Genomic DNA, 13,436 nt, shown 5'->3' with positions numbered 1-13,436 from the left:
GCCGAGGGATATTCGATAAGAACCTCGAGCGCTTTCCTACTTCTTTAGAACAGTCCGGTGACCCGACCTTCTTCGTCCAGCCCAATCTGGAGGGCCGCCGGCGCTTTGGGCAACCCCGGCATGGTCATGATCTCGCCCATGTAGGCCACCACAAAGCCGGCCCCGCACTTGGGCCGGAGGTCGGTTACGGTCACGGTGAAGTTGTGGGGGCGGCCCCGCAGCCTGGCGTTGTCGGAGAGGGAGTTGGCAGTTTTGGCGATGACGACCGGCAGACTGCCCCAGCCCTCTTTTTCCAGCCGCTTGAGGGCTTTGCGGGCCTCCTGGGTGTATTCGACTTTAGCGGCCCCGTAAACCTGCTGGGCAATGGTTTCAATCTTGCTTTCCAGCGGCTGCTCGAGCGCATAAAGAAACCGTAACTGGCCGGGGTTTTGCAGAGCCTCCAACACCATCTGAGCCAGCTCCACCCCTCCCGCGCCCCCTTTATCGTGCACCTCGGTAAAGGAAACCCGCAGGCCCTGCTCGGCGGCAAAGGCCCGCAGCAGACCGAGCTCCTCGAGGGAATCGGTGGGGAAGCGGTTGAAAGCCAGCACCGGCTCGTAACCAAAAAGCCGGATATTCTCGATGTGCTTGGCCAGATTGGACAGTCCCCGCCGCACGGCCTCGAGGTTGGGCCGGGTGTAGTCGTCCTGCCCGCCGTGGAAGCGCAGGGCCCGCATGGTCGCTACCAGCACCACGGCCTGAGGGGCAAAACCGGCCTGGCGGCAGACCAGGTTGAAGTATTTTTCCGCGCCCAGGTCGGAGCCAAACCCGGCCTCGGTCACCACATAGTCGGCATAGCCCAGGGCCATGCGGGTTGCTACCACCGAGTTGGTGCCGTGGGCGATGTTGCCAAAAGGCCCCATGTGCATGAAGGCCGGCTGGTGCTCCATGGTCTGTACCAGGTTGGGATAAAAAGCCTGTTTGAGCAGCACCGTCATGGCCCCGTGGGCCCCCAGGTCACGGGCGAATACCGGCTGGCCGGCCTGGTTGTAGCCGATGCGGATACGCCCCAGGCGTTCTTGCAGGTCGCCCAGGTCGGAGGCCAGGCTCATGATGGCCATTACCTCGCTGGCAACGGTAATCTCGAAACCGGCCTCGCGGGGCACGCCCTGGCCGGGGCCTCCCAGCCCCACAACCACCTGCCGCAAGGCCCGGTCGTTCATGTCCAGTGCCCGCTTAATCTCGATGCGGCGCACGTCCAGCCCCAGCGCATTGCCATGGTGCAGATGATTGTCAACCAGGGCCGAGAGCAGGTTGACTGCGCTGGTAATGGCGTGAAAGTCGCCGGTGAAATGCAGGTTGATCTCCTCCATCGGCAGCACCTGTGCATAGCCCCCGCCGGTGGCCCCGCCTTTGATGCCAAATACCGGCCCCAGCGAGGGCTCGCGCAGGGCCACGGCCACCTTTTTGCCCAGCTTGCCGAGGGCCTGGGTCAGGCCAATCGCCACGGTGGTTTTGCCCTCACCGGCGGGCGTGGGGGTCATGGCCGTAACCAGAATCAGCTGGCCCCTGGGTGGGGGTGGGGTTTGTGTTACCTTGGCCATGTAGGGGCCATAATGAAAAAGCGCCTGGGGTGGAATGTTCAGGCTGGCAGACACTTCCGCGATGGGTTTGGGTTGGGATTGTCGGGCGAGCTCGAGGTCACTGGGTATGCACAACGGGGTGGTGTCCATACTTCCACCCTACGCCCAAACCTCTGTGATAAACGTCCTCGGGCCCCCGGCTTTTTTATGGCATCCAGTTCCCACCGCACACAATGACCGCCACCCGCCGGGGCAGGTCGTAGTTCATCAGGGCCGGCCCCAAAGCCAGCCCGGCGGTGGGCTCCACCACCTGTTTGAGCCTTTGCATCATCAGGCGCTGGGCTTCCAAAGTAACCTCGTCCGGCACGGTTAGGATGCGGTCTACGTGGTGCTGCATGACCGGAAAGGTCTTCTCGCCAATCACCATGGTGCGCACCCCATCGGCCACGGTTTTGGGGGCCTGCATCAGCTTCACGCGCACCCCCACCCGGAGGCTCTGCTGGGCATCGTTGGCGGTTTCGGGCTCCACCCCAATCACTTCACACTCGGGCCGCAGGCTCTTGATGACCGTTGCAATGCCCGAGATCAGCCCGCCCCCGCCCACCGTGACCAGGACGGCGTCCAGATCGGGCACCTGCTGCAAAAGTTCCAGGGCCTGGGTGCCCTGGCCCGCCATCACCCGAAAGTCGTCAAAAGGATGGATGAGCGCATAACCCATCTCCTCGGCCAGTGCGCGCACCACCTGCTCACGGTTCTCTACCGTCACCCCCTGGTCGTAGACCTCGGCGCCGTAGGCCCGGGTGGCCGCTTTTTTGGTGGGGGAGGCGTCCTCGGGCATCACCACCAGGGACGGAACCCCAATCACCTGGGCTGCATAGGCCACCCCCTGGGCGTGGTTGCCCGACGAGACCGCAATCAGGCCCCTGGGGTTTTGTAACTGGAGGGCTGCGTTCAGGGCACCCCTGGCCTTGAAGCTGCCGGTTTTTTGCAGGTGCTCGGCTTTGAAAAAAAACTGGCGGCCCAGAAGCTTATCCAGCCCCTGGCTGGTGAATACCGGGGTGCGGTGGATGTAGGGCGCGATGCGCCGGGCGGCGTCTTGGATATCTTGCAGGGATAGCACGCCCCCATGCTAACAGGAGGATGTGTAACGCCCAATGTTTGAGTAACGCTCACAAAGCACCTTACACAAAAGCCTTTTATTCTACAGTGGTTGCATGCGGATGCTCGCCGAGGCAATTTACGAACTCGAGCCCGGCCAGATGCTAGTTGGCCAAACCCCCACTGCGCGGGAGCTGCTCAAATTGTGGATACACCGACACCACACAGGTTTCGACTTGTATGCGGTGAGTATTGTAGAGGCCGGCGAACCCCTCCCAGAAAAGTTACGCAATGCCGTGGGGCGGGATATGGTCTCCTGTGTGGAGGTGCTCGAGGCTTTGCACTGCCTCGAGGACTGCTATTCGATAGCCCCTCATGTGCTCAAAAACCTACCCGTCATGGTGCGTGAGGCCACCCCTGAGCTTTTGGAACTGCTCGAGGAGCAGATGTTTCGCGTGGCCCAAAGCACCGAAACAGGTGAGTTTGGCCCCGACGACCCGCCTGCCCAGATCGTCCGGCTCAAGCCGGTGTGTGTACTGGAAGAGCACGAATCTGACGAGGACTTTGCTGGCCTTGTCCTTACCGACCCTTGACCGGAGACGGGCCGTGGCCCACAATGCCCCTGATGGAAGGGGTGCGGCTGGCGGTCAAAACCCTGGGGTGCAAGGTTAACCAGGTCGAATCGGACGCCCTGGTGGGTCTCTTAAAGCCTTTGCAGCCGGTGGTGGTGCCCCTCGAGGCAGGGGCCGATCTGGTGATCATCAACACCTGCGCCGTTACGACTTCCGCCGAGGCCGATGCCCGCAAAGAGGTGCGCCGGGCCCGCCGAGCCAACCCTGTAGCGTTCATTGTGGTGACGGGCTGTTACGCCGAGCTGGCCCCCGATCAACTGGCCGAGCTGGGGGCCGACGTGGTGCTGCCCAACAGCCGCAAAGCCGAGCTGCCCGGTGTAATCTTGCAGCGCTTTGGGCTGCCAGCCGACCCCATCACCACCCCGCCCAACGAGTTCTGGGGGGCCGGCGAGCGGGGCCTGCTGAACAACTATGTGCGGGCCTTCCTCAAGGTGCAGGACGGCTGCAATGCGGGGTGCGCCTACTGCGTCATCCCCCGCCTGCGCGGGCGCGAACGCCACCGTGGGCACCGCGATGCGCTTTCGGAAGCCGGGGCCCTGCTGGAAGCGGGTGTGCAGGAAATCGTACTGACCGGGGTGCGGCTGGGTTCCTACAAAGGCCACCCCCGCGGGATTGCCGGCCTGGTAGAGGAACTTGCTCTGATGGGGGCCAAGGTGCGCCTGTCCTCCATCGAACCCGAGGACACCGGGGACGAGCTTCTGAAGGTAATGCAGCGCTTTGCGCCCCAGGTGCGCCCCCACCTGCACCTGAGCCTGCAAACCGGTTCTGCCCGGCTGCTGGCCCTGATGGGCCGTCGCTACGATAAAAACTACTACCGCGCGCTGGTGCAGAAAGCCTACAACTGGATACCCGGCTTCGCCCTCACCACCGATGTGATTGCGGGCCTCCCCACCGAGACCGAAGCCGAGCACCGGGAAACCCTGGATTTCCTGGAGGAGGTGCGGCCCAGCCGCGTGCACGTCTTCACCTACACCCCACGCCCCAAGACCCGCGCGGCCTCGCTGCCGCAGGTGCCCATCGAAGTCCGCAAGCGCCGCAACAAAGAACTCCAGGCCCTGGCGGCCCGGCTGGCCGAGGCGCGGGTTCGGCCCAAGCTGGGCGGTGCGGTGGAGGTGCTGGTCGAAAGTTTTCGCGGGGGCAAGGCCTACGGGCATACCCCCGACTACTACGAGGTCGAGTTCACCGGACAGGCCCGCATCGGCCAGACCGCCTGGGTGCGCGTGGAGGCCATCGAGGGCTACACCCTGCAGGGTCGGCTCGAGGCCATCAAGGAAGAACCGGCCCGCTACCTGCTGCCCGTGGTATAGGGCCTAGGCCTTGCGCCGCCGCTCCACCAGCCAGCGGATGCTGAAGCCCAGGCAGATGAATACCGTGGCAAACTGGGCCATGGTCGCCACCGGGCGCTCCACCGTGCCGCCCCCCAGGATGGTGATGAAGTCGGGGATGCCGCGCAGCGAACCCAGCAGGCCCAGCAGCGAGAGCCCCAGGGCGATGTTCATGGCGAGGGTTGTTTGGCTGGGGGTTCTGTTGGCCCAGATGCCCATCAGGGCAATCAAGAGGCCGAGAATTCCCGGAATCAGCGCGGTGGGGGTGAGCTTGGAGCCCATGACCGCCAGGGTAGAGACCAGTATTAGAAAAACACCCGTCCAGAGGGCCCTTGCTGGTAGTGATCCCATAGACTTACCTCCCTACTATTGTGCCAGCCCCCGATTCGGAAGCGTTATAGTCTAGGCGATATGGAGAACCCCACGGTTTTTGGTAAAATCATCCGCCGTGAGCTGCCGGCGGACATCGTGTACGAAGATGGCGAATTTATCGCCTTCAAGGACATTCGCCCGCGCTCGAAGGTGCATATTTTAGTCTGCCCCAAAGAATACATCCCCACCCTGGCCGACTACCCCGACACCCCAGAGGGCGCGCTCAAGCTGGGCAAGCTGATGCTGACGGCCAACCGCATCGCCAAGCAGATGGGCCTCGAGGGCTACTTCATCCGCATCCATGTGGGCGAGAAAGGCGGGCAGGAGGTATTTCACGTCCACGTGCACCTGCGCTCGGACGCCTAGCGCAGGCGGCCTTGCTATTTTTTTAGCTCCACGCGGTCAATTATCTCGTTCTTCTCGTTGTGGGCCGTAATCAGCAGCCGCTCGGCGCTGGCTTCCAGGGTCAGGTAATTGGGGCTTTGGCGCCGCACTTTGCTTTGAGGGCGTACGCTCAAGAAACCCCGCAGCCAGGCCCCACCGCCGCCGGAAACGATGTGAACGATGCCCCTGGCCTCGAGCCGCTCGTAGCTGTGCTCGTGCCCGGCCAGCACCAGCGGCACGCGGTACTGGATGAGGAGGGGCTCAATGGACTGCCGCAGGCTGCGGGCGCCTCCATGCAGGCCCGAGGAGTAGAGGGGGCGGTGCAGGGCCACAATTTTCCAGGGGGCCTTAGAGGCTTTGAGGGCGGCTTCCAGCCAGCGGCGCTGGGCCTGGCTAAAATGCTCCGAGTAGACCACGAAGACCTCGAGGTTTTCCAGCCGGAAAGTGTAGTAGGGCCCTTCGACCCTGAACAGCTCGAGCTGATTGGCCAGGGCGGGTACATCGTGGTTGCCAAATGCGGGATAAATGCGTACTGGGGGCAGCTCGTCCAGATAGCGGCGCACGGGCTCGCCTCGAGGGTAGAAGTTGTCCCCCACTGTCAGCAGGGCCTCGAAAGGCTTTTGCCGATGTTGCTCGTATATGGCTCCTGCAACCAGGGGGCGGTGTGGGGTCTCGGCCCCCCAGTCGCCCAGCACGGCCAGCCGCTGGGCCAGCCCCGGCAGGCCCAGGGCCAGCCCAAGGAAAAGAGCCAGCAGGCGCCTCATGCCTTGGGCGGCTCTCCCTGGCGGGTGAGCTGCGATTCTTTGATGCCGGCCTGCTCGAGCACCTGCTCGGCAATCAGGATGGGGGCCCCGGCGCGGATGGCCAGAGCAATGCCGTCGGAAGGGCGGCAGTCAATCTCGTACTCCATGCCGCGCTGTTCCAGTATCAGTCGACCGTAGAAAGTACCTTCTTTCAGTTCGACGATCTCAAGACGCAGCACCTTTACCCCGAGCAACTCGAGGGTGTTGTAGAACAGATCGGGGCCCAGCGGGCGAGGCGGTTTCTCGCCCGAAAGGTGCACCATGATGTTCTGGGTTTCCAGGGCCCCAATCACCACCGGCAGGAGCAGCTCGTTCTCGGCCCTGAGCATCACGATCAGGTTGCCGTTCCCCGGATCTACTCCCATTCCTTCGATGCGTGCGGGTACCATGCTTTGAGTATACGCGGCCTTTCAAGGGGCATGTGTGCCATAAGTCATGTGCTTGCGAATCTCAAATAACCCTATAAACTATGACCGTGAAAACCTATGCGGTGGAAGTAGCCGGGGTTCGTCGTGAGCTACCGGTGGTGCAGGTGGGCCCCGATGTGGCGGTGGCCCTGTTCAACATGCTGGGCGATACCGAGGTGGTCGAGCAGGCCGCAGCCGCGCTGGCCCAACGGATGCCTGCTGATATCGAAACCCTGGTGACGCCGGAGGTTAAGGCCGTGCCCCTGGCCCACGCCCTCTCACGCCTGACCGGGAAGCCCTACGTGGTGGCCCGCAAAACCGAGAAGCCCTACATGATTAGCCCGGTATCGCGCACGGTGATTTCCATCACCACCGGCAAGCCTCAGCTTCTGGTACTGGACGGAACCGACGTGCCACTCATCAAGGGCAAAAAGGTGGCTATCGTAGACGATGTGGTCTCGACAGGTAGCACGCTCAAGGGCCTTTCCGACCTCATCACCGATGTGGGCGGACAGGTAGCCGCTGTGCTGGCCGTGTTTACCGAGGGTTCCCCCCGCGAAGACGTGATCGCCCTGGGGCATCTGCCGCTCTTCAAACCGGATTGAACGGATGGCCGAACAGTGGGGCAAGAGAATCGCTGTCCTAACCCCGTGATTCCTGGAACCAGATGACCTTTGTATACGGCTATTCACACGTATCCTCATGGTGTTCGAATAGGCTAAGTCCTTGGTGCAACGAGGGAGTGTAACTATGGAAACCTACCCCATCACAATAGGCAAAATCACCCGCCATGTACCGGTGGTCGAAACCCTGCCGGGCGTTCACATCCCCCTGGTTGAAATTATGGGCGATGTGGAGCTGGTGCAGGCCGCCGCCGAAGGGCTGGTCAAGCACCTGCCGCCCGAGACCGATGCCCTGCTGACCCTCGAGACCTCCCCCATCGTCCTGGCCCATACCATGAGCGCCATCTGCGGCAAGCCCTATGTGGTGGTGCGCCGCAAGCGCCGCCCCTATATGCAAGACCCCATCATTCAGGAGGTGGAGTCGCTGACCCTGGGCGTAACCGAGACCCTCTGGCTGGACAGCCGCATGGCCGAAAAGCTGATGGGCCAGAATGTGGCCCTGGTCTTCGACGTGGTCTCCTCGGGGGGCACCATGAACGCGCTCGAGAAGGTAGCCAAAAAGGCCGGGGCCAACGTGGTAGCCCGTCTGGCCGCTTTCCACCAGGGCAACAGCAAGCTGCCCATCACCTTCCTCTCGGAGATTCCCATCCTGCAAACGGCTTAGTGCAAGCCACCTGCCCCAGGCCGGCGGTTGCGGGTCTGGGGCTTGCTGTTGGTGGAGTAGCCGTTCTTCAACTACCGCCGCGCTTCTGCTGGGCAAACAGCCACTGGATGAACTCGAGCTCCCGATACACCCGGTTCCAGACATCGTGCTTTTCGGTGGGGTACTCGGTGAAACGGGCCCGGACGTTGCCGGCCTTGGCTAGAGCATCGGCCAGCGCCCTCGAGAAGCTCACCGGCACCACTTCGTCCGCGGCGCCGTGAAAGTTCCAGATGGGCACCTTGCCCAGCCGTTGCCAGACCATAAAGGGGTCGGCGGCCCCGCAGATGGGCGCGATGGCGGCAAAGCGCCGGGGGTACAGGCAGCCCAGATTCCAACTGCCGCAGCCCCCCATCGAGAGGCCGGTCAGGTAGACCCGCCGGGGGTTGGTTTTGTGCTGTTGCTCCACTTGGTTCAGCAATTCGTAGGCCTGCGCCAGGGGCTCCCCGGCCCACTGCTGCCCCTTGGGGCACTGAGGCATCAGCACCACGGCGGGCCAGCGCTGGAGGTTCTCTTGAATGGCCGGGCCAATGCCCACCGTGCTCTGCTTCCGGCCGTCGCTACCCCGCTCACCGGAGCCGTGCAGGAACAAAATCAGGGGCCAGCCACCTTTGGGGGGCTTTCCTTCGGGTAGATAAAGGGCGTAGGGGAGCTGCGATTTGGGTTTGTGGTAGGTAAAAAGGGCCATGCCCCGACTATAACGCAGGGGTTCGGTACATCTGTTGCTAGACAGGGCTGCCCGGGTGAACGTATTGTTGTGCCGCTATACCAGCACCGGCTCCTCGTAGACCCCGTATACCGCTCGGAGTTCGTCCATCATCTCGCCCAGGGTGCAGTAGGCCAGGGCGCAGTCCACGAAGTAGGGCATGGTGTTGCGCCCTTCTTTGGCGGCCTGCCGCAGCGCCGCCAGGGCCTGCTGTACGGCCTGGGGGTCGCGCTCGCGCCGTACCCGGGCCAGCCGCTCGGCCTGCACGCGCTCCACCTCGGGGTCAATGAGCTGGATGGGTACCTGGAGGCCCTCGTCCTGGAAGGCATTCACCCCCACAATCACCCGCTCGCCCCGCTCCACTTCCTGCTGGAAGCGGTAGCTGGCGTCGGCGATCTCGCGCAGGAAGTAGCCCTCCTCAATGGCCCGCACCACCCCGCCCATGCGCCGGATCTCCTCGATGATCTGCATGGCCTGGGTCTCCATCTGGTCGGTGAGCCACTCCACATAGTAGCTGCCCCCCAGCGGGTCGGCGGTATGGGTCACGCCCGACTCGTAGGCGATAATCTGCTGGGTGCGCAGGGCGATCTTGGCCGATTCCTCGGTGGGGAGGGCCAGGGCCTCGTCGTAGGCGTCGGTGTGCAGGCTGTTGGTGCCGCCCAGCACGGCGGCCAGGGCCTGAATGGCTACCCGTGCGATGTTGATGAGGGGCTGCTGGGCGGTAAGCGAGACCCCAGCGGTCTGGGCGTGGGTGCGCAGCATCCAGCTCTGGGGGTTTTTGGCCCCATAGCGATGCCGCATTTCTTTAGCCCAGATGCGCCGGGCAGCCCGGAACTTGCAAATTTCCTCGAAGAAGTCGTTGTGGGCGTTGAAGAAAAACGAGATGCGGGGGGCAAACTCGTCAACGTCCAGCCCGCGTTTGAGGGCCCACTCCACGTACTCGAAGCCGTCGGCCAGGGTGTAGGCCAGCTCCTGCACGGCGGTGGAGCCGGCCTCGCGGATGTGGTAGCCCGAGACCGAGATGAAGTTCCACTTGGGCACGTTGCGGGGCCCCCACTCGAAGGTATCAATGACCAGCTTGGTGGAAGGTTCGGGCGGGAAGATAAACTCTTTCTGGGCGATAAATTCCTTCAGGATGTCGTTCTGGATGGTGCCGCCCAGCTTGTTCCAGTCGTAGCCTTTTTTCTTGGCGGCAGCCAGGTACATGGCCCAGATGGCGTTGGCCGGCGAGTTGATGGTCATGGAGGTGGTGACCTCCTCGAGGTTGATCCCCTCGAAGAGAATCTCCATGTCGGCCAGGCTGCTCACCGCCACCCCGCACTTGCCCACCTCACCCTTGGAAAGCGGATGGTCGGAGTCGTAGCCCATCAGGGTGGGCAGGTCGAAGGCGGTGGAAAGCCCGTTCTGCCCGGCGGCCAGCAGCTTCTTGAAGCGCTCGTTGGTCTGCTCGGCGGTGCCAAACCCAGCAAACATCCGCATGGTCCAGAGGCGGCTCCTGTACATCGAGCCGTAAACCCCCCGGGTGTAGGGGTACTCGCCGGGGTAGCCCAACTTTTCGGTGTAGTCGAAGTCCTTCAGGTCTTCGGGGGTATAAAGCGGCTCGGGGGCGATGTCCGAGAGGGTTTTGTGGGCCACTTTGCGCTCGGGCATCTTGGCCAGGGATTTCTGGTAGGTTTCCCGCATCCAGGCGTGCTTGGGTCTGGGCTGTGCCATGCCCCGATTATATAACGGATTTGAGACAGCAGGAGGATAATCCGTCAGACAATTGGTTGCGAGCGGGCCGGCTGAGGCTGTCCGTCCCGTTATCGGGCCTTCAAAGCGAAAAGAGTCATCATAACGCCCTCGAGCGCAGCCCTATAGGGACATTTGCTTGGGTACAGATTCACCTATGGCTGCTTTGCTTTTGGTTGTACTTTGAATTTCGAAATAGGAGGAGGTGGGTATGGCAACGGCAAGAATCAACACCAACCTGCAGGTTCCCGAGCCCAAGATCGCGAGGTTCCTCTTTGCGGATGTGCGGCTTGCGCCTATCTGGCTGGTGCTCAGGGTGTACCTGGGCTGGCAGTGGCTCGAGGCGGGCTGGGGCAAGCTCAACAACCCGGCGTGGGTGGGTGACAAGGCCGGCGTGGCGGTGGGTGGCTTCCTCGAGCGGGCCCTGACCAAGACCACCGGCGACCACCCCGACGTAACCGGCTGGTATGCCTGGTTCATCCAGAACGTGGCCCTGCCCAACAAGGTGCTCTTCAGCTACCTGGTGACCTTCGGCGAGATTCTGGTGGGACTGGCGCTCATCCTGGGCCTCTTTACCGGTCTAGCGGCCTTCTTCGCCGGCTTCATGAATGCGGCCTTCCTGCTGGCGGGCACGGTGAGCTCGAACCCCTGGATGTTTATCGTGGCTACCTGGCTGGTGCTGGCCTGGCGCACGGCTGGCTATATCGGCCTCGACTACTATGTGCTGCCCCGCCTGGGGGTGATGTTCCGGAGGAACACAGAGCCGGCCTCGTAGGCCCTGGGCTGGTGCTGAACCCCGTGCCGGCTGCGCGGGGTTTTCAGCGTTTATCCCCGGTGTTGAGCGTGGTGAGGGTGGTACCGGGGTAGAAGTGCTCGAGGATCTGTTGGTAGCCGTACCCCCGCCGGGCCAGCCCCAGCGCGCCGTACTGGCTCATCCCCACCCCATGCCCAAAGCCCCCACCCCAGAAGGTAAGGCCCAGAAGATTTCCACGCGCGTCGCGTTCCTCCTGCAGGGCAAAGGCCGCACTGGGCAGGCTGGGGAAGTTGAGGCGCGGCCCGCCCTGCCACAGCTCCAGCAGCACGTCGGCCCCTCCGGTAAAAGCCTTGTCGGGCCGCAGCAGGCTGCGGATATGCGACTCCCGCTGCACCACATAGCGCCCGCTGGAGGTCTGGATTTCCAGCGCGGTCACATAGCCGCCGGTGGTTCGCTTCAGCACGGCGATTTTCTGCAGGGTTCCCAGCTCGAACCCCGGTGCGTCCGGCGAAAGCGGGCCTTCGGGGGTTTGCACGAACTGGGGGGCCCGCCGGGCCCTTTCGGGCAGGGTGCGGCGCAGGAGGGCCTCGAGCTCCTCCCGGCTCAGGCGCAGCTTCCAGCGCCAGAAAGGTGAGATGGCATCGTAAAAGCCCTCGGGGTTCCAGTTCTGAAAAAAGGCCAGCGCTTCGGTCTCGTTCTCGATCGAAACCCGGATGGGGTTGGTCTGGGAAAGGCCCTTCAGGTAGGGTGCGGGGGGCCGATCCATCCAGACCTCCTCGATGCTGGCGGTAGCACCGGGGCTGGTGGAGAAGAAGAAGCTTTGAATGGGCCTTCCTTCAAAGGTTAGAATTTGGTTGTGGGTGGCGTCCACAGCGGCGTTGGTGGCCGGGTGGGGGCGGGTGTGGTTGTAGGCCTGCTCGCTCGTCGAGTCGTCCACGTCGGCCCCGAACTGTTTCCAGTAGGTATCGGCCTGCTGCCGGACGAGGGCATAGGTGCGGGCCACCACCGCCTGGGCCTTGAGGGCCTCAGGGTGAAAGTGTGGGGGCATCTCGCTGGGCAGCACCCCTTTGAGGTAGTCCTGATAATCCACCCGATTGACCACCAGCAAACCGTTGCTACGCAGCTCGAGCCAGAGTTCGCCGGGGTACTCGGACATGCGGGTGAGCAGGCGGTACAGCACGGGCTGGGCGGGGTCGGCGGGTTTGAGCTGAACCACGCCCTCCAGGGCAAAGGTAAGCCCTTCGAAAGTAGCCACCAGACGATTATTCTGTGGGGTGAAGGTGAGGGGTTTGTCGGCAAAAACCGTTACCACGGGCCGCAGGTTTGCGTGGTCGGGGCCGCTCGAGACCTGCACGCTGCCTCCCAGCGGAAGTAGGCTCAGGGTAGGGAAGAGGTACTTCGCCTCGAAGGACGCCGCCCCCGGTTGATAAGAAAGCAGCACGCGGATGTCCTGGCCGCCGGGCGCGGGTAGCGGGGGGTTCTGGTTGAGTGCAGCGAACAACAGCGCCGCGCCCAGGGCAGTTCCCAGCAAAAAGGCCAGTTGCATCCGGGTCATTCTCACCCTTTTGCATGAGAACTCGAGAGGAGCTGGGCCGCGCCGAGCTCTCCCACGGCATAGCGGACATGGGCCAGCAAAGCTTGTAGCAAGCGATCCAGCGGCGCGCCTTCTTCCAGCACTGCAATGGCCTCGCTGCCGGGCAGACGCAGGATGGCGGCCAGGGCCTGCATGCCCTCGAGCCCCAGATACACCCCGCCCTGCTCCACCCGCTCGCCATCCAGCAGATACAGGCCCGTGCCTCCCAGGTTGGGGGCCAGCCCCGCGGCTTTAAGGATTCGCCAGCCAGCCCACAGGAGAGCGATGCGGGGGTGGGGGTGCTTGGCAACGCCCTTCAGCCCCGAGGTGAGCAAAGGCCAGATTTTGCTGCCCACCTCAGGGGAAGCGATGCGAAAAGCCAGCTCGGCCAGGTAGCTGGCATAGGGGAAGCGTGTGGGGGCCTCGAGCCCCTCGAGCCGCCCCACCAGCTCCACCTGGGTGAGGGTGGGGAGGTCGTTGCCGGGCTTCTGATAGACCTGGTACCGGAGGTGGTGAAACAGCGAGAGCCGCCCGCTGCGCCCGGTGGGCCGCAGGGCTTTACGGGCGATGGCCTGGGCTGCGCCTTCCGGCCCCACAAACGAGAGAATCACATCGCCGGCCGGGAGCGGCTTGCGCCCTACCACCAGTCCTTCGCTGAGCCGGTAGCGTTCCACTACCCCCATGGTACGTGAGCAGAGCGCCGATTGGGATAAGGCCGGATGGGATGGCTTCGGAGCGTCTTCATCCGAAAGGAGGATGAATCCAC

At 63.3% G+C, this 13,436-nt stretch carries 15 protein-coding genes; 6 read left to right on the top strand and 9 right to left on the bottom strand.

Annotated features, from left to right (window positions below; genetic code table 11):
- Window positions 1-44: 44 nt before the first annotated feature.
- Both Q0X18_RS10870 and Q0X18_RS10865 read right to left on the bottom strand, forming a co-directional pair.
- Window positions 45-1,712, bottom strand: a complete 1,668-nt coding sequence (locus Q0X18_RS10870; protein WP_297562220.1) for a formate--tetrahydrofolate ligase — start codon at window positions 1,710-1,712, stop codon at window positions 45-47.
- 55 nt (window positions 1,713-1,767) lie between these two features.
- The gene (locus tag Q0X18_RS10865; protein WP_297562217.1) at window positions 1,768-2,682 is read right to left on the bottom strand and encodes a threonine/serine dehydratase; all 915 of its coding nucleotides are present in this window, start codon (window positions 2,680-2,682) and stop codon (window positions 1,768-1,770) included.
- A 94-nt stretch (window positions 2,683-2,776) separates the two neighbouring features.
- Between Q0X18_RS10865 and Q0X18_RS10860 the strand changes: the two genes are divergently transcribed.
- Window positions 2,777-3,253 carry a hypothetical protein gene (locus tag Q0X18_RS10860; RefSeq protein ID WP_297562214.1) on the top strand — a complete coding sequence of 159 codons (477 nt, stop codon included), beginning with the start codon at window positions 2,777-2,779 and terminating at the stop codon, window positions 3,251-3,253.
- A 41-nt stretch (window positions 3,254-3,294) separates the two neighbouring features.
- Window positions 3,295-4,599 carry a MiaB/RimO family radical SAM methylthiotransferase gene (locus tag Q0X18_RS10855; RefSeq protein WP_297563072.1) on the top strand — a complete coding sequence of 435 codons (1,305 nt, stop codon included), beginning with the start codon at window positions 3,295-3,297 and terminating at the stop codon, window positions 4,597-4,599.
- A 3-nt stretch (window positions 4,600-4,602) separates the two neighbouring features.
- Here Q0X18_RS10855 and Q0X18_RS10850 read toward each other — a convergent pair whose 3' ends face one another.
- A complete protein-coding gene (locus tag Q0X18_RS10850) occupies window positions 4,603-4,968 on the bottom strand; it encodes a hypothetical protein (protein WP_297562212.1) in 366 nt (121 codons plus the stop codon).
- A 60-nt stretch (window positions 4,969-5,028) separates the two neighbouring features.
- Between Q0X18_RS10850 and Q0X18_RS10845 the strand changes: the two genes are divergently transcribed.
- Window positions 5,029-5,355, top strand: coding sequence for an HIT domain-containing protein (locus Q0X18_RS10845; RefSeq protein WP_297562209.1), 327 nt, complete (start codon window positions 5,029-5,031; stop codon window positions 5,353-5,355).
- Window positions 5,356-5,369: 14 nt separating this feature from the next.
- Here Q0X18_RS10845 and Q0X18_RS10840 read toward each other — a convergent pair whose 3' ends face one another.
- Entirely contained in the window at window positions 5,370-6,137 is a 768-nt protein-coding gene (locus tag Q0X18_RS10840; protein WP_297562206.1) for a metallophosphoesterase, read from the bottom strand.
- Window positions 6,134-6,565 (bottom strand): bifunctional nuclease family protein, encoded by a 432-nt coding sequence (locus tag Q0X18_RS10835; RefSeq protein WP_297562203.1) that lies wholly within the window; start codon window positions 6,563-6,565, stop codon window positions 6,134-6,136. Before Q0X18_RS10835 ends, Q0X18_RS10840 begins: the two co-directional genes overlap by 4 nt.
- An 80-nt stretch (window positions 6,566-6,645) precedes the next feature.
- Between Q0X18_RS10835 and Q0X18_RS10830 the strand changes: the two genes are divergently transcribed.
- Window positions 6,646-7,188 (top strand): phosphoribosyltransferase family protein, encoded by a 543-nt coding sequence (locus tag Q0X18_RS10830; protein ID WP_297562200.1) that lies wholly within the window; start codon window positions 6,646-6,648, stop codon window positions 7,186-7,188.
- Between the two features lie 145 nt (window positions 7,189-7,333).
- Window positions 7,334-7,870 carry a phosphoribosyltransferase family protein gene (locus Q0X18_RS10825; RefSeq protein ID WP_297562198.1) on the top strand — a complete coding sequence of 179 codons (537 nt, stop codon included), beginning with the start codon at window positions 7,334-7,336 and terminating at the stop codon, window positions 7,868-7,870.
- A gap of 67 nt (window positions 7,871-7,937) precedes the next feature.
- Here the strand turns inward: Q0X18_RS10825 and Q0X18_RS10820 are convergent, their stop codons facing one another.
- Both Q0X18_RS10820 and Q0X18_RS10815 read right to left on the bottom strand, forming a co-directional pair.
- Window positions 7,938-8,594, bottom strand: coding sequence for an alpha/beta fold hydrolase (locus tag Q0X18_RS10820; RefSeq protein ID WP_297562196.1), 657 nt, complete (start codon window positions 8,592-8,594; stop codon window positions 7,938-7,940).
- Between the two features lie 75 nt (window positions 8,595-8,669).
- Window positions 8,670-10,325 (bottom strand): methylmalonyl-CoA mutase, encoded by a 1,656-nt coding sequence (locus Q0X18_RS10815; protein WP_297562193.1) that lies wholly within the window; start codon window positions 10,323-10,325, stop codon window positions 8,670-8,672.
- 229 nt (window positions 10,326-10,554) lie between these two features.
- Between Q0X18_RS10815 and Q0X18_RS10810 the strand changes: the two genes are divergently transcribed.
- Window positions 10,555-11,118: a TQO small subunit DoxD gene (locus Q0X18_RS10810; RefSeq protein WP_297562191.1), complete on the top strand. Its 564-nt coding sequence runs from the start codon at window positions 10,555-10,557 to the stop codon at window positions 11,116-11,118.
- Between the two features lie 43 nt (window positions 11,119-11,161).
- Here the strand turns inward: Q0X18_RS10810 and Q0X18_RS10805 are convergent, their stop codons facing one another.
- Together Q0X18_RS10805 and Q0X18_RS10800 are read right to left on the bottom strand one after the other, a co-directional pair.
- On the bottom strand, window positions 11,162-12,652 hold the full coding sequence (locus Q0X18_RS10805; RefSeq protein ID WP_297562189.1) for a SpoIID/LytB domain-containing protein: 1,491 nt from the start codon (window positions 12,650-12,652) through the stop codon (window positions 11,162-11,164).
- Window positions 12,653-12,654: 2 nt separating this feature from the next.
- Entirely contained in the window at window positions 12,655-13,353 is a 699-nt protein-coding gene (locus Q0X18_RS10800; protein ID WP_297562185.1) for a DNA repair protein RecO, read from the bottom strand.
- Between the last annotated feature and the right edge of the window lie 83 nt (window positions 13,354-13,436).

The sequence above is a fragment of the Meiothermus sp. genome (assembly GCF_026004075.1).
Taxonomy (GTDB): Bacteria; Deinococcota; Deinococci; order Deinococcales; family Thermaceae; genus Meiothermus.
The sequence above is the reverse complement of the archived record's forward strand: the minus strand, read 5'-3'. Positions and strand labels throughout refer to the sequence as shown.